A 24001-nucleotide genomic window follows, 5' to 3' on the forward strand; every position below is an offset into this window, starting at 1 on the left:
TTTTTATAAGTAAGTTTGATCGAATATTTTTTGTAATACTATTCTTCAAAGGAATTCAAGAAGTATTGTTGCAAAAGACACAAAAAAATATAGAAAATTCCATAGAGCTTTCAGAATATAATTTTGAGAAAAACAATCAGAATGTTATTTAAGTTGATTCATATACACAAAGTTAATTTTTGGGAAAAAACTAGGGAAATTTTTCAAGTAAATTTAGATGAGGGTGGAGTTGAAGAAAATTATCTGTAGTTCATATCAAATTTTAAGTAGTTTCTAATTGATATTTTCCTCGATTCCATATGTCTATAATTAGGGTAGTCATACCAATTTTGTAAGTATTTACTACAAATATAGCGTCTATTTGGTTATTGATATATGCCTGTTTTTCTTATTTTTCAGTATGAGAATTGCTATAAATAGTAAAAGCAAATTAATTGTATATTTGATAGTCAACTTAAATAAGTAGGGTTTGCTGAAAAAGTCTTTTTTCAGGAGTAGGGGACCCACCCCTAACCCCTCCAGTGGAGGGGAAAAAGGGAGTAGGGGAGTAGGGGAGTAGGGGAGAATTTTTTTGCCCAACTATGGGCTAAAAATGCTAACTTTTTGAGCATGAAGAGCTGAAAACCATGTACTTTTTCAATACCTAAAAAGGCTAAAACCTTTATCTGGTAATTATTTAAGATTTAATCAGCAAACCCTAAGGAGGAAAAATAATTTTTAGATTGACATCTTTAGCACAAAAGTATGTTTTTTCCCTATTCCCTATTCCATGTTCCCTGTTCCCGACTAACAAATGTTAAATTAATTTTGCACAGGTATTTATCTTGGTAGTCCTGCTCGTGTAATGGTATACAGCAAAAAGGAATACCTGGCACGGGAGCAAGATGCTCCCACTGCTTTTATCTTTTATCCTTGACTAAAATAATTACAATAGACCACCATTACAATGCACCACCACCAAATTAAAGAAGCAAAAGTTGATAGCTGATATGCTTTGTTACTAATTTTTATCTTTTTCCTTTAGGTTTAATACCCTACACCTCATAAGCGATGTTTACAATTGATCGGGGTTTTATCAAAATAATATGGGTTGCTCAACTCCACCTTTTAAGGCGCAATATTTTTGAAACCTTGCTCAAATCTCCGTTACAAAAATAACTTCTGACTTCTGAGTTCTGAGTTCTGACTTCGTTAATCCCCATCCACTTTTTCCTTTTTTCTTCTTCCTTCTTCCTCCTTACCGAAAAATTGCGGTTGAAAGACTCCTCTTTTAAGAGGATAAAAAGCGGTCGATCTTCGCAGCTTCCCGAAGGGTGGGATGGATGGGTTTCCTAACCATATCCAATCGACCAAGAGAAGAAAAATTTTTATGATTAGTCAATCCTCTCCTTTAAAAGAAGAGGTAATTCTAAATTCTAAATTCTAAATTCTTGAATTTTTCCTTCTTCAAAAGATTTGAGTAATCTGTTCTTGCCAAATTTTCACTAGGTTAGTAACTGCATTATCCCAACTATATTTAACAACAGATTCTTGGGCATTAATACCCATTTGAATCCGTAGATTATTATCTTCTATTAATAGCTTCAACTTCTCACAAAAATTTTCCTGATTTCTGGGTGTAAATAATAAACCATTCCATCCATCTTGAATATTTTCCACGACTCCTCCTGCTTGAGGAGCAACTACTGGAATTCCTGCGGCAAAAGCTTCTAATACTGTTAAACCTCTGGTTTCTTTTTCTGAAGCAGTGACATGAAAATCGCTATTTTTCAAAATATTAGGTATATTCTCTGGAGGTACTCTACCTAATAAATATACATTTTGTTTCAGTTTAGTTAATCTATTTGATATTTCATCGCGCATCGGACCGTCACCAACAATGATTATGGCAATATTTTCCATATTTACTAATTGCTGAAGTCTGACAAAAGCATCCAAAGTAAATTGCCAACCCTTATCTTCAGTTAATCTGCCTAAAAAACTATTTTTACTTTGTTGGTTAAATTAGGAATTTGATAATTTGATTCCCAAAAATTAGCTGTTACTCTTGCTGACTGAAATTTTTCAACATCAAAACCATGAAAATTGGTATACTTAACATTCTCGATACCAATATTCACAATTTTTTGATATGTGACACTGCTAGAAACCAAGGTTAAATCATATTGATTGTAAATAGAGACAAAACTTTTTTCAAAGATTAATTTCAACATCAAGTTAATCCCTTTTGGTAAAGGTAAAAAATCTTCAAAATAGTCTAAAAAGTTAGTTCTGAAAGTACAAACACAGGGAATATTATTTTGTCGAGCAAATTCGATGCCAGCTAAACGGAAAAAAGCAAAAAATAATCTTTCTGGTTCATCTACATGAATAATTTCCGGCTGAAATTTTTCTAATTCTCGGCGGACTATTTTATAAGTGTTAAATCCTACATTTCTTTCAAAATCTAGGAATGGCGTACTAGGTAAATTAATAACTTGAACTCCAGGAAAAATATTACCCGTATAATCTTTCCAATTAGGATACAAATGAGCAAGGGGACTATAGTCTGGGCAAAACAATAAAACTTGATGTCCGAATTGACTTAATTTTTGGACTCGATAAAAACCACTGACAGTTACTCCATCTAATACAGGTAAAAATCCAGAGGCAATAATGGCAATTTTCATAAATGAAGGAAGAAGAAAGAAGGAAAAAGGAAGAAGGAAGAAGGAAGAAGGCAAAAAATATAAATCTTAAGCTAAGGAATTATTAATATACTATAGAAAGGCGATCATATTATTGTTTCTGATTCAATTTGGCTTGAAAAATTGCCTCAATTTCTTCTCTTTTCATTTCTGATGGTGGAGGATACTTAAAACTTTCCGTTTTCCGATTCATTAATAGTTCTAATGCTTGACTAAACTTTTCTTCATCATTGCGATTTTCTGAAAGATATTGGCGAAGTTCTCTATTACTCATTTGTGAAAGTGATTTGTTTATGTTTCAAAATCCCAATTTTCATCTTGGTTGATTAAAATTTCTAAACCATCATTTATCCCTACTAGAATATAAATTATTTTTAGTCTTATATCGTCACGAAATAAATTGATGGGCTGATAAAGATTGGATAGCAATTGACAAATAAAAATTGCAGTTTCTTTTTGTTTATCTGTTGGCAACAATTAACTCCTTATTAAGACTTAAAAGTTGACTGACAGTTAGTTCAATTAAATTCTAACTTTTGAACTTTTGAATTTTGAATTTGAAGTTTTGACTTCCCTGAAAAGGTTTATCGCTGTCGAGTCATTGCTATTATCCGTTCAACTGTAAAATCTGAAATATTGTCTAGGGTAGGAAGTATGTCATTTCCGGCAAAGACCATTGGTAGTTCTTGGTTTTCCCAAACCCAAATTCGCTGTCGCTGAATGTCGATTAACCAAGTAAGTTGAGTCCCTTTGCTCAAACAGTGCAGAATTTTGTTTTGTAGGTCTAATGTGCTTTGGTCTGGGGAACGTATTTCTATTAACCAGTCTGGCGATCCTTGGAGTGGGCCATCTTCATCCGAGAGGCGATCGCTTTTAACAACTACAATATCCGGCACAGGGGATAAGGGGGGAATTATGCAGCGGAGTTCTTGAATAGCTTCGTATACTTGGGTTTTATTGTTAATGGCATTTACAAGGTTGCGCTGGAGACGGCAATGAAACAGGGTTGGCATGGGTTTTTGTTGAGCTTGTCCATGGATAAATTCCCAAGCAGGAGAAGCTTCTATGTTGGGTTGTTGGAGAAAGGTGTCTAAGGAATTAGTAATACTTGGTGATGGTGGCATAATTAAGTTATCCGCAAAAGCATACATTGGATGTGCTATTTACTGACAGAATATGGGTTAGTTTGTTGAGTTTCTTTGCCTCTACTAAATCTACAAATAGTACTTATTTTACTTACTTATTATCAAAGCGGTGCGTTACATTTCACTGCGAAGCACCTTACAAGATGGCACCCTACAAGATTGCCATCGCACTATTGTTTCAAAAAGATAGTTCACGTTTGCTACTGACACAATCTTGAAGGTATAAATTAATTAATTGTTGATACGAAATTCCTTTTTCTTGTGCTTTTTTTTTCAAAATATTCTATTACTTCAACCCCTAAAGATAAATTTACTTGTTGCTTTAGTTTTTTTGCATAAGGATTAGGACGACTTTTCATCTTAGTTAGGTCATATTCTGGTTTCATAATTTTATTTTCCATACAGTTGACTTTCTTTTTTAGTTGCTTTGCGGGCAGAAATAATTCTGATGACGGATTCTTGTTGTCGATAACAATTAACTATCAATAATATTCGCATTTTTGAGCTTATACCAAGCAATAAAAATCTATCCTCTAACTCAGAGTGTTGTTCATCCCAGAATTGAATGGCATTATCATCATAAAACACTGATTTTGCCTCTTCAAATGAAACACCGTTTTTTTTGATTAATCAGATTCTTTTCCCGGTCCCACTCAAATAGCAATTGACTCATCTTTATATTTTAAAATAAACCATTTGATTAATTTAGAGTCTTTGATTTTATCAATTCAATTTACCGAATAATTGTTAATTGCTGAAAAAGCTTTATAGATCAAAACAACTTTGTTTATATAATCGCTTTTGAAGGGTATTGATTAATATCTATTGCTCTTCTAAGGAATTTTTTTTAACTGTTGTAATGGCTTGTTGAAAAGCTGAAGTCTTGATCATAATTCCTTAGTAATTTTGATTTAATCTTCCTTCTGTTTTATCGTAATTATTTGAAAAATCGTATAATATTACACCACAAAAAAGCAGACGGTGTAATACCTTGGTACTCTTCCAAAATCGCAATTTCTTGCCACGATAAACCTTGAATTTCTTTGTAGTTTAAAAGTCTTTGTTCCTCTAGAGTTAACTTTTTTAAAGCTTCGTTTAATAGCTCAACTTTATTATTTGCCTCTTCAACCCGATCTTGTATAGTTCCATCTTGCTGTAACAAATTAAGGCTTTTTATTACATACTTAGATTCTTTTTACTAAGCTCTTCAAAGCTTTTTGTTTTAGATTTTTTCCTACTAAGCTCTCTAATATAATTATATGCTGTTCCACGAATCCACCCTGAGGCACTGTTTATAGTTTTTCCTTCTTCCAAAGCTTTAATACCTCTCAAGTAAACTTTATTGAGAATAAGGATAGGGGTTATTTGCCGATAATATTAAACTGACAAACAGAGCTATTAAAAATAACTATAAAATCAAAAGTCTAGAATAATTAAAGTTCAATTTTTTTCTCTTTACTTTGGCAACGAATATATTTTTTTAGAAAAGTAAAAAAGTAGGATGCTTTAGGGGTTTTAGTTGATAAAAATAGATTATTTGACAACATTTTGAGCCACAGTTGCACCGCACTTATGGGTTAATAATCTTTCAGTTTCTTTTTGTAGATAGATATTGAACCTATCCCACTATTCTTGAACCTTATGTTCAGGTGATATAAAAGTCGTGAAATACCCAAGAATTATATTAGCTGGGATAGGCTCGTGCGTTACATTTCATTTACACACCTCACTGGACTAATGGCTCAAAAGCTCGTAGTGATTTAGGTGTCCAAGCAATTTTTATAATCGATCACAGTTCTTCTAGAACTTATATTATCCCTAATTAGGGATTAGGGTTTCCAGAGAGATTATAAATAGTGTCTCAAACTGGAGTCGTTACATGGTTTCAATCCCTAAGTAGGGATTATTACTTCTAACAGACTAGCTACTTTTTACAATCAATAAATGATAAGAAGCTTATTACTATTTATTTTTTTAGCTTTTCGACTTTACCAATGATAACTTTCACATTTCAGCCTGTCAAGTGGACTAAAAATCAATTTTTTATACTCTTTCTGTTAATTTTCAGTTTTCAGTACTTCTAGCTTAAGTTAGACAGCGTATTATACCACAATATAATTCAGTTAAGGATTTTTTTTGCCTGTTCTGTAATTTGAAAAGCTCATCTAATGCTTCCATTCCTTAATATAGTCATTTAACTTTAGATTGAGACAAAGCTTTCTTGCTCTGAGGAAGTTTCAGACGAAAAAACTTCTCATTTTTAAGTTAAACAACTATAGTTCCAGTCTTATCTGATCCGTATTGCTGTGTAAGCTTTTTTTTAAATAAATAGGGATGCTCCATAGAACATCCCAATATTTTACTTATTTCAAGATTCCGAGTATTTTCAGCTCCAGAGGAGTATCTGTACTATGGATTTACTTAGCTTTACTATAGAAAGAATAGCAAAACTTGCGCAATTTCTTAATAATCCTTTCTTTGCGTTTCCTCAAAGCAGACGGTGTAATACCTTGGTACTCCTCCAAACTCGCAATTTCTTGCCACGATAAACCTTGAACTACTTTGTGGTTCAAAAGCTTTTGTTCATCAGGAGTCAGCTTTTTTAAGCCCTCTTTCAATAACTCTACTTTATTATTTAATTGTTCAACTTGAGCTGGCAGAGATACCTTTTGCTTGCTATCCTTTAGATAATCAAGGCTTCTTGTGATATCCTTATTTTTTTTTCCTTCCGGCTAAATTCTCGGACGCAATTAAACCCTGTTGCACGCACCCAACCTGAGAAACTATGTATAATTGTACCTTTTTCCAAAGCCTTAATAGTTCTACAGTAAACTTCATTAAGAATGTCGTTTGGTTCATAGAATTTGTCTAGGTGAAATTGCTTTAGAGTCCTTTTAAGAAAGGCATACAATAAATAACTTTCTGGATCATCTCGACGTAATAACTTTTCAAAGTATGAATCAAATTTTTCTTTCATGCAAAGCTCCTTCTAACTTATGTGAAATTGGGAATTGCTATCTATGATAGTGCATAATGATTTTCTCAGCTAAAACTTTTTGAGAAATACCATTCAATTATTCACCACTACCTATACATATATTAAGTGTAGCTTGACTACTCATTGTGACAGCCGATCGTGTCACAAATATAAGTTAAGTCTCACTAAGTATATGTAAAGCTTTTAGTGGAGAACGTAACTATTTAAAATGAATCAGACAGCAAATTATTCAATGACTTTAACTCTTAGCTTGAAAAAGCTGATTAATGAGTATGTCAGGTTAGCTTCTTTGCCTGAATTAAATCTGGAACAAGAAGAAAAATTAGGTGAAATACTTGAGCAAGCTAGTCAGAACGAAATCCTTAGTTTTTGGATTTCTGAAGTAGACTATATTTTGGGCGAAAGTTTAGGTTTGTTAAAGCCAGAAGACCTCAATTACTATGAAGATCAAAAAGCGCTTTTAAAGGAACAATTTTTTAGCAACCTAAAACCCTTAGATATTAATAAGTCCGGTATTAATAAGCTAGAAAATCATAGGAATCAAACATAAAATTGTTCAAGCACAAAATTGTTCAATGACTTTAACTCCTAACTTAAAAAAGCTCATTAATGAGTCTGTCATATTAGCTTCTTTGTCTGAATTAAATCTGGAACAAGAAGAGCAATTAGGTGAAATACTTGAGCAAGCTAGTCAGAAGGAAATCCTGGCTTTTTCGATTTCTGAGGTAGACTATTTGTCGATAGATGGTGCGTTACATTTCATTAACGCACCCTACTGGACTCTCTAATCAACATCTGAAAAGTTTTAATTATCAATCTCAGCTTCTTTGAAAGAAAATTTAAAAGATTGTCACCAACCTCTGACAAAAAAAATCCTAAAAATCCCTAAAAATCCCTAAACTCCTCAACATAGTTTCAATGGTTTCAGCCTTATTTTTAAATTATGTGATATTCTATACTTACTGTATAATCTATAGATATTTTATTACCTAATAAGATTTTAACGCCTGAAATACCTATAAATTGGTTGTTTAAACCAGCGATCGCCTCATTTTTATTTAACCATGATGAACTAATTTTTCTCAGCCTCTCTAACAGGTATTTGACCTATTTACAACTATGTGGTATTCAAGAAAAACTTACCAATACAATACTCTAAACATTAATCTACTCAAAAAAATCCTCAAATGCCTAAGTACTCAACAATACTAGATATCCTAAACCATCGCTCACAAAATCTACCTAATCAAATTGCTTATACATTTTTGCCAGATGGAGAAACTGAATCTGGAAGCTTAACTTATCAACAATTAGATACACAAGTACGAGCGATCGCTGCTCACCTCCAATCAATCATCATCCCACAAGACCGAATATTAGTCGTTTATCCCTAGACTGCTAGGTCATTTCAGTTATCAGTTATCAGTTATCAGTTATCAGTACCTCTGCCCGAAGTCAGAGGCTTGAAATATTGAACTTGATTTTTTTTCATCCCCTTGAAAGGGGAGGCTTGAGACCTTATTTTTTGGTCAAGAATGGTTTGATTTCTTCTTGTCGGTGGGTGGTGCGTTACATTTCATTAACACACTCTACAAGATCGGCGATCGCACTCTAACTTAATTGTTGAATCAAAAATGATGTAATCGTTATTTTTTGAAGATAAAGTTTTACTTATCAATCTCAGCTTCTTTGACAGAAAATTTAAAAGATTGTCATCAAATCCTGACAAAAACTCGCCAAAAATGGCTAAACTCGTCAACAGAGTTTCAATGGTTTCACCCTTGTTGCCACATCCTGTGATAGGATAATTCAAGGAAAGATCCAAGGGAGTGTTATTGCCTAATCAAATTTTAACGCCCGAAACATCTATAAATTCGTTGTTTAAATGACTGATCGCCTCATATTTATTTAACCAAGATGAACTAATTTTTCTCAGCCCCTCTAACAAGGGTTTGACCTATTTACAACTATGTGGTAAGCAAGAAAAACTGACTAATACAATACTCTAATTATTAATCTGCTGAAAAAATCCTCAAATGGCTAAATACTCAACAATACTAGACATCCTAAACCATCGCTCCCAAAATCTTCCTAATCAAACTGCTTATACGTTTTTGCCCGATGGAGAAACCGAGTCTGGTAGCTTAACTTATCAACAATTAAATACCCAAGTCCGAGCGATCGCTGCTCACCTCCAATCAATCATCATTCCACAAGACCGAATATTAGTCGTTTATCCCTACACTGCCGGACTAGAATTTATCGCTAGTTTCTTTGGTTGTATCTGTGCAGGAGCGATCGCCGTAACTAGCAACCCTCCCCTCAACAACGACGCAATAGCCAAACTCCAAGAAAGAGTCGAGTCCTCCCAACCAAAAGCCATTCTCACCACAGAATCTTTTTTACGGGAAATTCAAGAAAAATTAGCTAAAAATCCAGACTTAGCTCCTAAACTCAACCAATTACCCTGGATAGCCACAGATAAAATTGATTTTTCTGAAGCACACCATTGGATAGAACCAAAAATAGACTCAGACACCCTCGCCTTTTTCCAATACACCTCCGGTTCCACAGGCAAACCAAAAGGAGTAATGGTCACTCACCGCAACGTATTGCATAACTCAGAAATTATTTATCAGTCATTTGAACATTCCCCAGAAAGTCAGGGCGTAATATGGCTACCCATGTTCCACGATATGGGATTAATTGGTGGAGTAATACAACCTTTATATGGAGGTTTTCCCGTTACCCTCATGTCACCCGTGGCTTTAATTCAAAAACCCATACGTTGGTTAAAAGCTATTTCTCAATACAAAGCAACAACCAGCGGCGGACCCAACTTTGCTTATGACTTAGTTTCTCGGCAAGTAACGCCAAAACAACTGAAAAATTTAGACTTAAGTAGTTGGGATGTCGCATTTTCTGGAGCTGAACCCGTGCGAGCTGCAACTTTAGAAAGATTTGCCGAGACTTTTGCACCTTGTGGGTTTCGGCGAGAGGCTTTTTATCCTTGTTATGGAATGGCAGAAACTACCTTATTTATCAGTGGCGCAACAAAAACAAAACCTCCAGTTATTAAATATGTAGATTCTGAAGCTTTAGCAGAAAACCGAGTTGTGGTTGGTGGTGAAAAAAGTAGAGCAGTAGTTAGTTGTGGTTTTGCTTGGTTGGGCGATGAAATTATGATTGTTGACCCAGAATTATTAGTTCCACGTCCAGATGGTGAAGTTGGGGAAATTTGGGTATCTGGCGCTGGTGTAGGTAGGGGTTATTGGAATCAACCGGAGGAGACGGAACGAACTTTTAATGCTTTTTTGGCAGATAAAGGACCTTTTTTACGAACCGGAGATTTAGGATTTTTACAAGATGGGGAATTATTTATTACTGGTCGGATTAAAGATGTAATGATTTTGTGGGGTAGGTATCGTTATCCTCAAGATATTGAGCTGACAGTGGAAAAGTGTCATCCCGCTTTACGGTCTAGTTGTGGGGCAGCTTTTTCTATAGAAGCAGAAGATGATGAGCGGTTGATAATTGCTCAAGAGGTGGAACGTAGTTATTTACGAAAATTGAATGTTGAGGAAGTAGTTGGAGCAATTAGACAAGTAGTGGCCGCAGAGCATACAGTAGAAGTTTATGCTATTAATCTGTTGAAGACTGGTAGTATTCCTAAGACTACCAGTGGTAAGATTCAGCGTGGAGTTTGTCGTAGTCAATTTTTGGAAGGTTCCCTAAATGTAGTAGGTCAATGGCAACTTCAGACTGAAAAGGGTAGTGTATCGGAATTAGCTGGTAATTATATAGATAGTAGGGAACAGGGAGTAGGGGAGTAGGGGTGTGGGGAGTGTGGGGAGTGTGGGGAGAAATTAAAAATATATATCTTTTTTACCATTATGAGAGCAGGACAACCAAAAAAATTAAATCAATTATCGTACTCTTATTCATCAATTATTTCCCCCTACTCCCTACTGCCTCTTTTGGAGGAGATGTCTAATAAACATCTGATAAAAATCCAAAATAAAATCAATTCTCACACAGAAATTATCAATTATTTCCCCCTACTGCCTACTCCCTCTTTTGGAGGAGATGTCTAATAGTAAACAGCATATCAACCTTCTAAAATTCCCACCATAATCTGTAATAACTCTGTCAAGTCTGCTGGAACTCGATATACATTTGTATCTTGTATAACTTGTTTTTGTTGAGTATCCAAAACAGCAAATTGCCAAATATTACCCATCGAAACTGCACCGTATAACATAGAATAGTTGGCAAATTCTGCTTTTTCTACAGCAATTAATTCCACTGCTAATTGTGTGAAACCTCTTTGTAAGTCAGCATTTTTTGCTTCAATAACTAGAAACTGAGTTTTGGTCTGGAGAAAATAATCTAATTCACCTTTCAACTGTTCATTAATTTTTAAAGAATACCCCACTTTGATTTTGACTTGGGTGTAGTGAATTAATTCCATCAAAACAGGAGCAATCAGAAATTCTCTTCTAGCCATTTCGCTAGTTAAGCTGACACAAGGTAAAATTTCTTCCAAGCGTTGTTTTAAATTATCTAAGCGTTCAAGTTGACAATGGGTTTGGGGTAAATTTAGCGATCGCGATTCATATTCATAGCCAAAGTATGATAGAATATCGTCTGGTTCAGAGTTTAATTTAAAGTAGTCAGCAAAGGTATAAGACTGAGTCGGATTAATAATTGGAATTATAGACATATTTCAACTCCAAAAAAGCTAAAGCCTTTATATATAGATCCTTTAAGATTTAATCAGCAAACCCTAATTAATAACTTATTTTATGGTAGCCAGTTAATATCTAATAATTGTTCAAGATTATAAGGGCAGTTTTCTGAAAAAATTATCTCATATCCTGTCTTTTGCCTGACATACTAGATTAGGGTTTCGTCCAGCCTTTAAAAGCTTCAACTAAAATATTAGCTACTGGATTGTCTAAAGCTTCCTTCAATGCTTGAGTCCCCACAGATTTCAACAAACCAACGACCCGCTCCTTTAATGTTGGCTTACTGTTAACTATCTCAATAGCTTTTTTGGCAACTTCCATTTGACCTGCTATTGTGTTGGTAGGGTTAGATTCTTCTAGTTGCTTGAGGATTTCTTGTATTTCTGCTGCTGTCTCAGCCAAACTCTTTGATTGGGCTTCGTTAGTCGTCTCATATACTTCATAGTGGTTTTTACTATTTAGGCCACCAGCAATTTGACCATTATTGGTTAAACTATTGCTCTTGATAGAAACCCCATTGTTAGTTTCATTCATTCTGCTTTCTCCCTTTTAGTTAGCTTATTTGTTGGAAGGTTTGTTTACAGTCTGATTAAAGATAGCTTGCGCATCGATGCCACCAACCATCTGACCGTTGTTTGTAATTGTATTAGCATCAATCATTAACCCATTATTGATCATTAATCCATTATTGATGACTTGTTTGAAATATTCAAATTCTGATGTATTAACTCCCCAATTTGCTAGTGTCTTAACTGTACTATTAAATATGGTAGTTTGAATAGTTTTCCAATAAAAAAAGTATCTTGGTTACAGTAATAATCAAAATTGATTTTCATCTCTCTATCAACTTTAAGAAAGACGTTAAAATTCTTGTTTACTAAAATCGCAAACGAAAGTGGTATCCAAACTAAGAACGATGACAAAAGTGTAATAACTATTATAAAAATACCTATGGGGTTCAGGTAAAGAACTGGGTTAAAAATTATTGTTGTTATTTTAAAATCTGAGCCTTTCTCTTTTAAATTTTCTTTTCTTTTAAAGAATAAAGGTTCTGCAACATACTCTCGCAAGGTTTTCTCAATACCATAATTATACTCCTCTTGAAGTTCTGCGGATTTTTTTTGTCGAAAATTATTAAGCTGCCAGGAAATGACTTTATGAATAAAAATACCAATATGAATAATAGCTATTAAGCCAGCTAAGTATAAGTTACCCAGATATATACCAATAATCATGGCTTTAATTAACCTTAAAAACTTAGTATCTTGAAGGGTAGAAATTAAGCTAAACCGCTTGCGATCTATACCCGTCAAAATGTAAGCAGCAGACTCAACAAAAGTAACCGAACCAGCATTTATAAAGCGCAAAAAGTGAGTCAGAACGTAATCACGTTCAGTATCAGTGTATTGATAAACTCGATAAGCTCGCTTGAGACTTCCTACTGTATTATGCTCTTCATTTAAGAGTGGGTCTTCTAGATAAGTTACTCCTGGCTGAGTAGTAGGAAAGGCCAAAAATTGACTGTCTTTTAGCTCAAAACCATCAACAAATAAGTAGGAAAACTTTTGTAGTTTTGGTAATTGTTTTTGAGCAATTTCAGCATCAACAGATTTATAAAATTCAGAAACAGGAATATTAACTCTACTATTTGAATCTTTAGATTTTGAAGCTTTTGCTAGTCTGTCTATTGGTACAGTCCAACTAGATTTTGGAATCAACTCCCCATAACCAGTAAAGGGATAGTTACCACCAAAAACAATAACATTTTGGGCTGGTTCTACCTGCATTACTTGCTGCCGAAAGTGGTTTACTAATGGTTCGAGAAATTTGAAAAAGCTAACTTGATAATTTTGCGTGTAATTCTTTTTAATGAATTTTCTAGCCATGAACCATCGCAAATAAACTAGCTCGAATCCTACTAATAGCCCTGCAACGATGCTAACCAGAGAAGCCAAGTTTGAAAAACCAGTGTCGATTATTATTAAAATTTGTACGCATACTGCGGCTAAGGCTAATATTGAAAACAATAGTGTAATTAAAGCCGAACGAGCAGCGTGACCTGCTATTTCATCCAAATCAAGGCTAGATGAGGGAATTTTCGCTTTGTAAGGATCGACTTGCAAGTAATCCAGCAGCTCAAAACTACTAAAAATTCCTTTTAAGTAAGCATAGCCTGACAATAACCGTGTTGATGTTATTAACTTTTGCGACAATGGTGGCGAGCTTTCCGTTTCGTCAGACTTAGCTCTAGGTATAGCTAATAATGCCTGCCCTTCTGTAATTTCTATGCGAGTTTCCCCTAAAATAGGAACCTCTTTGTCTTCCATTGCCCCTTCATTGAAGGTAACATTCTTATTGCCATCTAAGTTTTTTACACACCATTTTTTAATTGATTGGTCATATCTAAACTCTAAATGAAGGGTTGCCACATGACCAATACTAGGAAGGATAATATCGCAGTCAGAATCTTGGCCAACTGTACAAGTGCGGTGTGGGTGCAGAGTCCAGGTTAAATTCGCTCTCTCAAGAGCTAAAATTAGGTTTGTCTTCATCCAACTTCGACTAAAGAATTATTTAGGCCTAGTATATCATCAAATCTAGGAGTTGTTTAATGCTCTTAGATCCTGAGAGACCATCTTAATTGACAATGCAGACAAATACGGTTTTGAAATGTCATTTCCTGAAAACAACTCTCAAGGAGTAAGTTATGAACCTTGGCACTGGCGTTTTTTCAAGTATGATGGCTTTCGATAGTTTAAAGTTGATTCCTGACGGGTTTGATATTATTACTCACCCACAACCTTTTTCATATAATCCCCCCATAACTGAGCCGCTTGTCCGCTACTGCTATAAGTAGGAGAGTTATCATCATTTCCCAACCAAATACCTGTAACCACACTTTTCTTAGGAATATAACCAACAAACCATAAATCTACTCCTCTATTAGTCGTACCCGTTTTACCAGCTTCATCTAATCCTACATAAGCTCCACGACCAGTACCATATTCCACTACTCCTTGGAGCATTTGGGTCATGGTATCTGCTATTTGTGGTCGTAATATCTGGCGGTTAGCTTGAATATCTCCTTGAGGGTTTTCACAGCTTGGGTCTGAATTATAGGAATAAATACAACGACAAGTGTAGATATTATTGCGATCGCTACAGTCGCTACTATCAATAATCTTTCTAATGGTATGAGGGCGGTTTCCTACTCCACGATTAGCGATCGCTCCATAAGCGCCAGTTATTTCTAAGACATTAACTTCACTTTGACCCAATATTAATCCTGGTACAGCATCTAACTTAGATTTAATCCCTAAACGCTTCGCCATCCTGACTACATTACCTAAACCCACTTGTTGAGCAACTCGCAAAGCTACTGCATTTTCAGAAAGTGCTATTCCAGTGTACATATTTGTATTGCCACCACTGCGTTGACAACCTCCGTAGGTTTGACCCATCCATCTCAGAGAATTACAAGAATATAATCTTGTTGGTGGTATCCCTCTTTCCAAAGCAGCAGCGTAGGCAAAAACTTTAAAAGTAGATCCTGGTTGACGTTGTGCTTGAGTTGCCCGGTTAAACTGACTCTGTTGATAATCTGCACCTCCGGTCAAGGCGATGACTTCTCCATTTCGAGAGTCTATTGTGACTATAGCGCCTTGAGAAAAATTAGCATAAGACCCAGCATTGTTAATTGCTTCTTTTAAACTTGTTTCTGCTAAGGTTTGAATTTCAGGATTTAAAGCTGTTTGAACAACAAAATTTCCCTCTCTAGCTAAGTCTTCTCCTAATAATTCTTCCAGTTCGCTAAATACATAACTATAATAATAAGGTGCTATTGTACTTTGGAGAATTTCTATAGCTTTAGGATTAATTTCTACCCGCGAGCGTCTCGCTCTATCTGCTTCTTGTTGGTCGATCATGCCCAAAGTGAGCATTCGATAAATTACTCCATCTCTTTTTCTATAGCTAATTGATAATTTTCTACGGGATTAAAAGTATTGGGTGCTGGTAAAATTCCTACTAATGTTGCTGCTTCTGATAAAGTTAAATCTTGAGCGCTTTTAGCAAAATAAAATCTAGAGGCATCTTCAAATCCGTATAAATCTAACCCTAAATAAACCTTATTCAGATAATTTAATAATATTTCGTTTTTACTATAAAAAGCCTCTATTTTGAAAGATACTATTGCCTCTCGTATTTTCCTTCCAACAGAATCTTCTGTACCTACATAGTCACGAAATATACTTCTCGATAGTTGTTGAGTTACTGTACTTCCTCCCTGGCTTATACCATCTGCCCTCAAATTTGTCAATACTGCTCTAGTAATTCCGATGGGGTCTACGCCAAAATGCCAATAAAAGCGACTATCCTCAGAAGCAATAACTGCATCAGGTAAATATTTAGAGAATTTAGATATGCGCCCTAATTCATAATGAGCATTTCTGTAGGTGGGACGTAGAGGAGTTTGTCCATCACGAGCATAGACAACTACTGGGCCAGTAATTGGATTGGGTAAAGGGTCTACCTGAAATTTTGTCCATTCAAGCAAAATCATTAAACTGATTAAAGCGGTTAATCCAGAAAGACCGAAGACAGTATAACGAAATGCTTGAAAATACCAAACAGGAGGGTCTACATACCGAATTTTAACAGTATCAGCTAATACTGGCGGTCCTAAAGTTAGAACATCACCATGACGTAGAGACATACGAGAAACTTGTTTTTTCCCATTGTAGATACCATTAGCAGAATTCTCGTCTTTAACTATGTAAGGAGCGTTAGATTTATTAGTATTTTTGGAGACAGACAGATGAATTTTACTAATCAGGGGATTACGAATGACAATATCACAAGCTTGGGAAGAGCGTCCTAGTAAATAGCGATCGCCCAAAAGAGGATATTTTTTAGCTGGAGTATTCTCTGTTTCCTGTATCCAGAGTTCGGGTACTTTAGCATTAGGTCTCAGTGCTAGTCGGGAAAAGTTAACATTGGCATGAATAGTTTTAACCATCTGGGTAATATTACCCAAGATAGTTTGAGAATTACGAGGAGGTCGTGGATAATTCATAACTGGAGGGAACAGGGAACAGAGAGTTAACGAAGTCAAAAGTCAAAAGTCAAAAGTCAAAAGTCAAAAGTTAGAAATTATTTTTGTAACAGGAGGTTTAAATCTCCCTCCAAAAATATTTCGCCTTAAAAGGCAGGGTATTATAGTTCATAAAAATATGGTCACATAAGACATATCCTTATTTTGCAGGTGTTATCCTGACTGGGTGAACTACAACACCCTCTATCCTATGGTCCAAGACATTTGGGACTACTTTTCTCATAATGTTCAAAGAACCATTAACGTAACTCATTAATTAATTCTTTGTTGGCGGTACGATTGCATTCCTCTTTGTCTTGATGCAGTCGCTCATGGGGGAAACCCCCTTTGGCGGCGCTGCATCGCTTTATTCTTTTTCCTGAGAAAGTGACTTGATTTTTCTTACTTTTTTGTATACAGGAAGAATATCATTATCTATAAAACTTGCTTTTGAGGTATAAGATTCTTCTGTAATTATTACACCTATCCCTACCATCTTGGCTTTATAGGATAACATTTCTATTAACTTTTTATAGCGAACAGATACAAAGTATGAAATATTTCTTTTCCCTAAATTTATCTTCTGCTTCCACTCTTCATTGTGCCCTATTATCAATGTTCCTATTTTCTGATTAATCAAAGTATTAATAATCAAACGAGATGATTTATGGAGATAATCATTAATTTTAAATTCTCTTTTATTACAAAGCTTTTTCAGTCTCTGGCTTGATTGATTTTCCCGGAGTTTAGATTGTAGGAAGCTCTTGACTTTATTATAGTATTGATTGATAGATTTTAATGGTCTGCCATTTATCAAGAGCGGTTTGATTCCGGCTTTATTAAAGGTTAATTTAGCTAAGTTGTTTAATCCTATATCAATACTGGCACAACGATTTTTTTCTAGCTCGTATTGTTTTGCGCATTTCTCATAAATCACCTCAATTACATAATGGTTAAGTCTGGGGACGAGACGAACTTGTTTAATTTGTGAAGTAGGTACTAATGTTTTTAGATAAATCCCAGTTTTAGAAGGATTAATAATTCCTTGTTTAAGTTGCTTCTTGCTGATGGCTTGTGTGGTATAAACTACAATATTTCTTCCCGTTACTTTATTTTTATATCCAGGAAGATGAGGAAGATATTTAAAATTTGATGAGTTCTGTTTATAAACTTCGTTTGCTGCTAAAAAGCTTTTCCAATTTCTATCTAGTATCATCAATATTTGTTGAGATACTTTAGCTGGCATTGCTTGATAATCTGATTGAGTAGAGAGTGTTTTTTGCAGGTCGTAATAAGAATTATTTGTCTTTTCAAATATCCAAGACTGACGAACCAAATAATTAGCATAGTTATAGAGATTTTTCGACAAAAAACACAGTCGGTCAATTTCAGCATAAAACCGATGATTTTTTTGAATAATATGTCTCTCAACTAATTTCATAAATCAAGGAGTTTAAATTATATTAAGATTGGAGCATTAAGGAAATTTTCTGATTATTTAGTCTGGAATTCTCAGGAAATTTGATTATACAATAATACAGGTGGTCGAGATTTATTAAATTTTGTCAAGTATTTAATAGCTTCTGAATACAAATCAACTAAGATATTTGACATTATTTGACTACATAAGACTATATTTATGTATAACTTTTATTATACTTAAAAATAGCTATTCCAGTTCATTTTAGATAGCTATTTATATTTTTTTCCCTTTTTTTCAAGATTTAAACCATCTTCCTTCTTTGCTCTTCCTTTTTTCGTACGGACGTTGCATAAGGGAGTCCCTACCATTTGTCAAAAACATTTATCAAATTGGTATTATGCCCAATTATTTTGATAAAAAAGCGTTTACTGGCGGAATGCTGCCCAAACAGAAGTTCAGCAGTCAGCTTTGCGTGTATGCCGAGCATTCTCGAACGGAAAGGGTATAAGCAACCCAAACTTTTTTTGACAGACTGCTCCTTCATTAATTGATAATGGATAATGGATAATTGATAATTACCTCGGGTTTTAACCGCTACGGAATTGAACATAAGGAAATATTATTTCTTCTCTTGGTCGATTAGATATGGCGCAGGTTTCCTCGCCATCTCTCGACCGCTTTTTCCCCTTAAAAGGGGAGGCTTCAAGGCGCGAATTATTTAATTATTAATAATTAATAATCCGGTAAACAGATACCATTATCTATAGCACTACATTTTTAGGCTGAAGCGCTGAAGCGCGCTCTAACTAATAGCTAGTTAACCCAATTTTTCAGTAATTTGCTTGAGAATTCATTGACATCCTAAGCTACAAAATAATAGAAACTGTAACTTAAGGATGTCTACAATATGCTTATTTAATTTTACTGGCGAATATCACAAATTGATGTTAATCATACCACACTTTTAATCTAATCCAGCATCAGTTACTGCGCCAACGCTGCTAGAAGATACTAACTTCGCATATTTTGCTAATACACCTCTGGTGTACCGGGGTGCTGGAGGTTGCCATGCTTGACGACGCTGTTGTAGTTCCTCATCAGAAATATTTAACTGTAACAAACGCTGGTGAGCATCAATAGTAATCATATCTCCTTCCTTTATCAGAGCGATCGCTCCACCTACTGCTGCTTCTGGAGCTACATGACCAACTACCATACCGTAAGTACCACCAGAAAATCTACCATCAGTAATCAACCCTACTTTATCTCCTAAACCAGCACCGATAATAGCCGAAGTTGGTGCTAACATTTCTCGCATTCCTGGCCCACCTTTTGGTCCTTCATAACGGACTACAATAATATCTCCTGCTTGAATTTTGCCTGCTAATATTGCCTCTAAGCAGTTTTCTTCTGACTCAAATACTCTTGCCGGACCTGTTATTTCTGGGTTCTTGACTCCTGTAATTTTAGCAACAGCTCCCTCAGTTGCCAGATTCCCTTTTAAAATAGCCAAGTGTCCTTTAGCATACATCGGATTATCCCAAGGGCGAATCACATCTTGGTTAGAAGGTGGTTCCGAAGGTACGTCTGCTAACTGTTCTCCAATAGTTTTACCTGTAATAGTTAGAGCATCTGGGTAGAGTAGGTCATGTTCGAGGAGCATTTTCATTACTAAAGGAATACCACCTGCTTGATGCAAATTTGTTGTAACGTATCTACCACTGGGTTTGAGGTCGCACAATACAGGAACTCTGGCTCGAATAGTTTCAAAATCATCAATGGATAATTCTACCTCAGCAGCATGAGCAATGGCGAGTAAATGTAGAACTGCATTAGTTGAACCCCCAACTGCAGTAATTACCGAAATTGCGTTTTCTATAGCCTTGCGGGTAATTATTTGACGAGGTAGAATTTGTTTGCGGATAGCCTCTACTAGAATTTTGGCAGACTCCTCAGTACTATCAGCTTTTTCTGCATCTTCGGCCGCCATAGTTGATGAATACATCAGACTCATACCCATTGCTTCAAAAGCTGAAGACATAGTATTTGCGGTGAACATTCCTCCACAAGACCCAGCACCTGGACAAGCTCTACGTTCAATTTCTTTGAGCTCTGTTTCATCAATTTTTCCAGCACTGTATTTTCCTACTGCTTCAAAAGCACTAACTACGGTTAAATCTTCACCATTATAGTGACCTGGTTTGATAGTACCACCATAGACAAATATCGCAGGAATATTCATTCGAGCGATCGCTATCATTGCCCCTGGCATATTTTTATCACAACCGCCAATAGCTAAAACTCCGTCCATAGCCTGGCCATTACAAACTGTTTCGATGGAGTCAGCAATGACATCCCTAGAAACAAGGGAGTATTTCATTCCCTCAGTTCCCATAGAAATACCATCGCTAATGGTAATTGTGCCAAATATCTGTGGCATTGCCCCTGCTTGTTTGGCTCCTGCCATGGCCCGCATGGCCAAATCATTGATGCCCATATTGCAGGGGGTAATAGTGCTATAAGCGTTTGCTACTGCGACTATCGGTTTAGTAAAGTCTGAATCTTCAAAACCTACAGCTCTGAGCATAGCTCGGTTAGGAGCACGTTGTACTCCTTTTGTGATTAATTGGCTTCTTACATTCTCTGGCATAGTATTTTTTTTGTTGTACTATCTTATGTTCTTGATTTTCTCAGAAGATAAGCGTGGTTTTTGAGATATTTACAATAAAGTTACTAAACTTAGGCCCTTAATTTGGTGTATAGCAGAAGGAAGAAGGCTTTAGTTATCTAGGAGAAAAGGCTTTAGCTATCTAGGAGAGAAGGAAGAAGGAAAAATTTGACTTGTCTGAGTTTTAAGCTTTTGATATGTCCGCGGCGTTTACTTCGACTGCTATATTTAGGGTTTGCTGATTAAATCTCAAATTATTACCAGATAAAGGTTTTAGCCTTTTTAGGTATTGAAAAAGTACATGGTTTTCAGCTCTTGATGCTCATGCATGGAGCGCATTTTTAGAAGAGTTGGGCAAAAAAATTCTCCCCTACTCCCCTACTCCCCTACTCCCTTTTTCCCCTCCACGGTCGGGGTTAGGGGTGGGTCCCCTACTCCTTAAAAAAGACTTTTTCAGCAGACCCTATGTATTTTAGGGCGTGACCGATCTAATCTAAAAGCATTGACATATAAAGACAAGTACCTTTTTGGGGTCGAATTGCAGTGCAAATTTTTCAGCTCTTAACGCTCATCCATGGAGCGTATTTTAGGCTCATCGTTGGGCAGAAAAATCCCGAATTGACAATTGTTACTCCTACCTCCTTGCTCATTCCTCGTTCTTCCTGTCTTCCCCTCCACGGTCGGGGTTAGGGGTGGGTTGTCTCCCTGTCTCCTGTCTCCTGTCTCCTGTCTAAAGCAAAAAGTTTTATAGAAAAAGCTAGTTAATAAGTTAATTAGGTATATATGGGGGTTCTCTTTACTTTATATAAGTTAGTAATGTCCTAGTGCAGGATGGCTCAAATAACTGACCAGTTACAAAATCCTAAAACAATTACAAATCAATACTTTTGACTTTTGACTTTTGACTTTTGACTTACGCGTAGCGGCACTAGTTTAAATATAAAATATAAAATAGAAAATAGTTTGAGGCGGTGCAAATGGAGGCGGAAGAACTTCTAAAGCAGTATGCAGCAGGGGAAAGAAATTTTAAAGGTATTACTCTAGTAGGGGTAGATTTAAGGGGAGCTGATTTAAGTAATGCTAACTTTACTAGGGCAAACTTCCGTAATATAAAACTTATGGATGGTCGCCTATGTGGAGTTAATCTCAGAGAAGTGGATTTAGAGAATGCTTATCTCAATGGGACTAATTTGAGTGAAGCTAATTTGATTGGAGCGAGTCTGGTGAAAACTGACTTAACTAATGCTGATTTGAGTGAGGCTAATCTACGGGGTTCTAATTCTAGGGAAGCTAATTTAAGTCAAGCGGATTTAAGAGGTGCTAATCTAACAGAAGCTAATTTCAGTCAGGCTAATTTAACGGCAGCTAATTTAACAGCAGCTACAATGATTCGCGTTAATTTGATCAGAGCTATTTTAAATGGCTCAAATTTAGAGTCTGCGAATTTAACAAATGCCTTGATGAATGAGTCAATTTTAGAAGAGGCCAATCTAAGTAATGGCATTCTGAGTGGGGCGATGTTAAGTGGGGCTAATCTGAGTGAAGCTGAATTGAGCAAATCTACTACTATTGGAGCTACTTTGAGTGAAGCTAATTTAAGTGGAGCGAAACTACGAACTGCTAATGTTAGTTGGACTACTTTTCGAGGAGCTAATATGAGTGGGGCTAATTTATTTCGGGCTAATTTAAGTTGGTCAAATCTGACAGGAGCAACATTAATTAAGGCTGTATTGATTGATGCGAAGCTAAATAAAACTAATCTACGAGATGCAGATATGAGGGGAGCAATTATGCCTGATGGTACAACTTGTCCTTAAAAGTGATAATTCAAAAGTGATAATTCAAAAGTCAAAAGTCAAAAGTCAAAAGTAAGATTTTATAGAGCTGCAACACTTTGATGCTACATTAACTTCACAGAAGTCAAAAATCAAAAGTGATAATTCAAAAGTCAAAAGTCAAAAGTAAGATTTTATAGAGCTACAAAACTTTGATGCTACATTCAATAATTATTAATTATTAATTATTAATTATTAATTATTAATTACCTCTCCTTTAAAAGGGATAGGATTGACTCAAAGGAAATTTTTTCTTTATTATCCCCTTAAAAGGGGAGGCTTTAAACCATAATTTTTAGGTAATTTACCGAAGTTATTTAATATTAAAAGGAGCAAAACTATTTGTGATATACCTAAAGTGAATTGGTATTAATACTGTAATTTTAAGATTTTTTATTAATTTATATGTTTTATTTGACGGATAATAATGATATTAAAAATGTATTGAACAATTAGCTACTGCTAATATACTTTGGATTGATACAGAAGTTGCTGATTATAAGACTCGTAAACCTAGATTGTCTTTAATTCAAGTCTTAGCTGACTCTCAAGATTTAGTGGGCGATCGCGTTTATATTTTGGATGTTTTAGATAATCCCGATCTAACTAATTTTTTTATCGATAACATAATGGTCGAACCTAATATTGAGAAGGTATTTCATAATGCTAGATTTGATATTAAATTTTTGGGTAAAAATCAAGCTGAAAATATTACTTGCACTTGGGAAATAGCGAAAAAATTACCTTATTATATTTTGCCTCTTCCTAATTTAAAACTGAAGACATTAGTTGAAAATTTAACTGATTTTAAAAATATAGATAAACAAATACAGGGAAGTGACTGGGGACAACGCCCACTGACAGAAAAACAGTTAGAATATGCGAAAATGGACTGTGTTTATTTAGCTCAAGTACATTTAGCTTTGTTAGAATTAATGAAACAAAATAATTCTGAACCTACTACTGAGAATTTAGAGGAACTAAGTCAAAGATATCAAGATATTTTACATGAATGGAAATTGTTAGATTCAGAAATTGCTCATATACTTGAGCGGATAAAATTAGCTATGCAAGCACAGAATATTTCTGAAACTTCAACTTTTAAATTATCACCTACAGAACGAGTTACTCAAAAAGTTAATTTTGCTGAGTTGGCAGCGATCGTACAAAATCAGGAAATAGACTTAGATTTTCCAATTACTGTCACTCAAAAACTACAAAAAGATTTTGGAGATATTATGAATAAAATTTTGGTAAATAAAGAGAAAAGTTCTAGCTGGAAATTGACTGTTAAAGATTTGTCTGATACTAACTAGCTCTGAACTAACAGCTAATTAAAAATAATTTGATTTGATAAATCTATAGACTAAATAACTCTTTTATCCTAATCTTAAATTAATAACTA

22 protein-coding genes and 2 pseudogenes are annotated in these 24001 nt (G+C 35.2%); 8 read left to right on the plus strand and 16 right to left on the minus strand.

Features of this window, described 5'->3' with window-relative positions; translation table 11 throughout:
- Positions 1-123: 123 nt before the first annotated feature.
- A complete protein-coding gene (locus SAGCYANO_RS48645; protein WP_255502885.1) occupies positions 124-249 on the plus strand; it encodes a hypothetical protein in 126 nt (41 codons plus the stop codon).
- Positions 250-1446: 1197 nt separating this feature from the next.
- Here SAGCYANO_RS48645 and SAGCYANO_RS46825 read toward each other — a convergent pair.
- The 10 genes from SAGCYANO_RS46825 to SAGCYANO_RS40240 all read right to left on the minus strand — a co-directional run bounded on the left by SAGCYANO_RS46825 (position 1447) and on the right by SAGCYANO_RS40240 (position 6809).
- On the minus strand, positions 1447-1938 hold the full coding sequence (locus SAGCYANO_RS46825) for a glycosyltransferase family 4 protein (RefSeq protein ID WP_237397155.1): 492 nt from the start codon (positions 1936-1938) through the stop codon (positions 1447-1449).
- Positions 1939-1973: 35 nt separating this feature from the next.
- Positions 1974-2669: a glycosyltransferase gene (locus SAGCYANO_RS46830; RefSeq protein WP_237397156.1), complete on the minus strand. Its 696-nt coding sequence runs from the start codon at positions 2667-2669 to the stop codon at positions 1974-1976.
- Positions 2670-2778: 109 nt separating this feature from the next.
- Positions 2779-2961: a DUF6887 family protein gene (locus SAGCYANO_RS40200; RefSeq protein WP_202225126.1), complete on the minus strand. Its 183-nt coding sequence runs from the start codon at positions 2959-2961 to the stop codon at positions 2779-2781.
- A gap of 17 nt (positions 2962-2978) precedes the next feature.
- Entirely contained in the window at positions 2979-3161 is a 183-nt protein-coding gene (locus SAGCYANO_RS40205; protein WP_202225127.1) for a DUF6888 family protein, read from the minus strand.
- 110 nt (positions 3162-3271) lie between these two features.
- Positions 3272-3811 carry a Uma2 family endonuclease gene (locus SAGCYANO_RS40210; RefSeq protein ID WP_202225233.1) on the minus strand — a complete coding sequence of 180 codons (540 nt, stop codon included), beginning with the start codon at positions 3809-3811 and terminating at the stop codon, positions 3272-3274.
- 248 nt (positions 3812-4059) lie between these two features.
- Positions 4060-4218: a hypothetical protein gene (locus SAGCYANO_RS40215; RefSeq protein WP_237397157.1), complete on the minus strand. Its 159-nt coding sequence runs from the start codon at positions 4216-4218 to the stop codon at positions 4060-4062.
- A 4-nt stretch (positions 4219-4222) separates the two neighbouring features.
- A complete protein-coding gene (locus SAGCYANO_RS40220; RefSeq protein WP_237397158.1) occupies positions 4223-4420 on the minus strand; it encodes a BrnT family toxin in 198 nt (65 codons plus the stop codon).
- A gap of 349 nt (positions 4421-4769) precedes the next feature.
- Entirely contained in the window at positions 4770-4994 is a 225-nt protein-coding gene (locus SAGCYANO_RS40225) for a sigma-70 family RNA polymerase sigma factor (RefSeq protein ID WP_202225128.1), read from the minus strand.
- A gap of 1255 nt (positions 4995-6249) precedes the next feature.
- Entirely contained in the window at positions 6250-6450 is a 201-nt protein-coding gene (locus tag SAGCYANO_RS51145; protein ID WP_202225130.1) for a sigma-70 family RNA polymerase sigma factor, read from the minus strand.
- Positions 6451-6515: 65 nt separating this feature from the next.
- A complete protein-coding gene (locus tag SAGCYANO_RS40240) occupies positions 6516-6809 on the minus strand; it encodes a hypothetical protein (protein ID WP_202225131.1) in 294 nt (97 codons plus the stop codon).
- 229 nt (positions 6810-7038) lie between these two features.
- On the opposite strand from SAGCYANO_RS40240, the gene SAGCYANO_RS40245 reads away from it, so the two are divergent.
- The 4 genes from SAGCYANO_RS40245 to SAGCYANO_RS40260 all read left to right on the plus strand — a co-directional run bounded on the left by SAGCYANO_RS40245 (position 7039) and on the right by SAGCYANO_RS40260 (position 10663).
- The gene (locus SAGCYANO_RS40245; RefSeq protein WP_202225132.1) at positions 7039-7380 is read left to right on the plus strand and encodes a hypothetical protein; all 342 of its coding nucleotides are present in this window, start codon (positions 7039-7041) and stop codon (positions 7378-7380) included.
- Positions 7381-7405: 25 nt separating this feature from the next.
- Positions 7406-7618 carry a hypothetical protein gene (locus SAGCYANO_RS40250; RefSeq protein WP_202225133.1) on the plus strand — a complete coding sequence of 71 codons (213 nt, stop codon included), beginning with the start codon at positions 7406-7408 and terminating at the stop codon, positions 7616-7618.
- A 399-nt stretch (positions 7619-8017) separates the two neighbouring features.
- The gene (locus SAGCYANO_RS40255; protein WP_202225134.1) at positions 8018-8224 is read left to right on the plus strand and encodes a hypothetical protein; all 207 of its coding nucleotides are present in this window, start codon (positions 8018-8020) and stop codon (positions 8222-8224) included.
- A gap of 642 nt (positions 8225-8866) precedes the next feature.
- The gene (locus SAGCYANO_RS40260) at positions 8867-10663 is read left to right on the plus strand and encodes a fatty acyl-AMP ligase (RefSeq protein ID WP_202225135.1); all 1797 of its coding nucleotides are present in this window, start codon (positions 8867-8869) and stop codon (positions 10661-10663) included.
- A gap of 275 nt (positions 10664-10938) precedes the next feature.
- Here the strand turns inward: SAGCYANO_RS40260 and SAGCYANO_RS40265 are convergent, their stop codons facing one another.
- The 3 genes from SAGCYANO_RS40265 to SAGCYANO_RS40275 all read right to left on the minus strand — a co-directional run bounded on the left by SAGCYANO_RS40265 (position 10939) and on the right by SAGCYANO_RS40275 (position 14130).
- Complete coding sequence (locus SAGCYANO_RS40265) at positions 10939-11553, minus strand: hypothetical protein (RefSeq protein WP_202225136.1); 615 nt, start codon at positions 11551-11553, stop codon at positions 10939-10941.
- A gap of 178 nt (positions 11554-11731) precedes the next feature.
- Positions 11732-12112: a hypothetical protein gene (locus SAGCYANO_RS40270; RefSeq protein WP_237397159.1), complete on the minus strand. Its 381-nt coding sequence runs from the start codon at positions 12110-12112 to the stop codon at positions 11732-11734.
- 206 nt (positions 12113-12318) lie between these two features.
- Positions 12319-14130: an FHA domain-containing protein gene (locus tag SAGCYANO_RS40275; protein WP_202225137.1), complete on the minus strand. Its 1812-nt coding sequence runs from the start codon at positions 14128-14130 to the stop codon at positions 12319-12321.
- 85 nt (positions 14131-14215) lie between these two features.
- Between SAGCYANO_RS40275 and SAGCYANO_RS40280 the strand changes: the two are divergent.
- Positions 14216-14332 (plus strand): annotated as a pseudogene (locus SAGCYANO_RS40280) (D-alanyl-D-alanine carboxypeptidase family protein); the annotation flags it as partial.
- Between the two features lie 32 nt (positions 14333-14364).
- Here SAGCYANO_RS40280 and SAGCYANO_RS40285 read toward each other — a convergent pair.
- The 3 genes and pseudogenes from SAGCYANO_RS40285 to ilvD form a co-directional block, all read right to left on the minus strand.
- Positions 14365-16652, minus strand: a pseudogene (locus SAGCYANO_RS40285) (transglycosylase domain-containing protein).
- Between the two features lie 385 nt (positions 16653-17037).
- Positions 17038-18111: a transposase gene (locus SAGCYANO_RS40290; RefSeq protein ID WP_237397160.1), complete on the minus strand. Its 1074-nt coding sequence runs from the start codon at positions 18109-18111 to the stop codon at positions 17038-17040.
- Positions 18112-19057: 946 nt separating this feature from the next.
- Entirely contained in the window at positions 19058-20743 is a 1686-nt protein-coding gene (gene ilvD, locus SAGCYANO_RS40295) for a dihydroxy-acid dehydratase (protein ID WP_202225138.1), read from the minus strand.
- 995 nt (positions 20744-21738) lie between these two features.
- On the opposite strand from ilvD, the gene SAGCYANO_RS40300 reads away from it, so the two are divergent.
- The gene (locus tag SAGCYANO_RS40300) at positions 21739-22578 is read left to right on the plus strand and encodes a pentapeptide repeat-containing protein (protein ID WP_202225139.1); all 840 of its coding nucleotides are present in this window, start codon (positions 21739-21741) and stop codon (positions 22576-22578) included.
- Positions 22579-23072: 494 nt separating this feature from the next.
- A complete protein-coding gene (locus SAGCYANO_RS40305; protein ID WP_237397176.1) occupies positions 23073-23912 on the plus strand; it encodes a ribonuclease D in 840 nt (279 codons plus the stop codon).
- The last annotated feature ends 89 nt before the right edge of the window (positions 23913-24001 follow it).

Origin of the sequence: Okeania sp. KiyG1 (assembly GCF_014132355.1) — a bacterium.
GTDB lineage: Bacteria > Cyanobacteriota > Cyanobacteriia > Cyanobacteriales > Microcoleaceae > Okeania.

What these genes read in the sequence shown, in the direction of transcription:
- SAGCYANO_RS46830 (WP_237397156.1), bottom strand. Translation starts at nt 2,669, where the DNA reads ATGAAAATTGCCATTATTGCCTCTGGATTTTTACCTGTATTAGATGGA.
- SAGCYANO_RS40200 (WP_202225126.1), bottom strand. Translation starts at nt 2,961, where the DNA reads ATGAGTAATAGAGAACTTCGCCAATATCTTTCAGAAAATCGCAATGAT.
- SAGCYANO_RS40210 (WP_202225233.1), bottom strand. Translation starts at nt 3,811, where the DNA reads ATGCCACCATCACCAAGTATTACTAATTCCTTAGACACCTTTCTCCAA.
- SAGCYANO_RS40215 (WP_237397157.1), bottom strand. Translation starts at nt 4,218, where the DNA reads ATGAAACCAGAATATGACCTAACTAAGATGAAAAGTCGTCCTAATCCT.
- SAGCYANO_RS40240 (WP_202225131.1), bottom strand. Translation starts at nt 6,809, where the DNA reads ATGAAAGAAAAATTTGATTCATACTTTGAAAAGTTATTACGTCGAGAT.
- SAGCYANO_RS40245 (WP_202225132.1), top strand. Translation starts at nt 7,039, where the DNA reads ATGAATCAGACAGCAAATTATTCAATGACTTTAACTCTTAGCTTGAAA.
- SAGCYANO_RS40250 (WP_202225133.1), top strand. Translation starts at nt 7,406, where the DNA reads ATGACTTTAACTCCTAACTTAAAAAAGCTCATTAATGAGTCTGTCATA.
- SAGCYANO_RS40255 (WP_202225134.1), top strand. Translation starts at nt 8,018, where the DNA reads ATGCCTAAGTACTCAACAATACTAGATATCCTAAACCATCGCTCACAA.
- SAGCYANO_RS40260 (WP_202225135.1), top strand. Translation starts at nt 8,867, where the DNA reads ATGGCTAAATACTCAACAATACTAGACATCCTAAACCATCGCTCCCAA.
- SAGCYANO_RS40265 (WP_202225136.1), bottom strand. Translation starts at nt 11,553, where the DNA reads ATGTCTATAATTCCAATTATTAATCCGACTCAGTCTTATACCTTTGCT.
- SAGCYANO_RS40270 (WP_237397159.1), bottom strand. Translation starts at nt 12,112, where the DNA reads ATGAATGAAACTAACAATGGGGTTTCTATCAAGAGCAATAGTTTAACC.
- SAGCYANO_RS40275 (WP_202225137.1), bottom strand. Translation starts at nt 14,130, where the DNA reads ATGAAGACAAACCTAATTTTAGCTCTTGAGAGAGCGAATTTAACCTGG.
- SAGCYANO_RS40290 (WP_237397160.1), bottom strand. Translation starts at nt 18,111, where the DNA reads ATGAAATTAGTTGAGAGACATATTATTCAAAAAAATCATCGGTTTTAT.
- ilvD (WP_202225138.1), bottom strand. Translation starts at nt 20,743, where the DNA reads ATGCCAGAGAATGTAAGAAGCCAATTAATCACAAAAGGAGTACAACGT.
- SAGCYANO_RS40300 (WP_202225139.1), top strand. Translation starts at nt 21,739, where the DNA reads ATGGAGGCGGAAGAACTTCTAAAGCAGTATGCAGCAGGGGAAAGAAAT.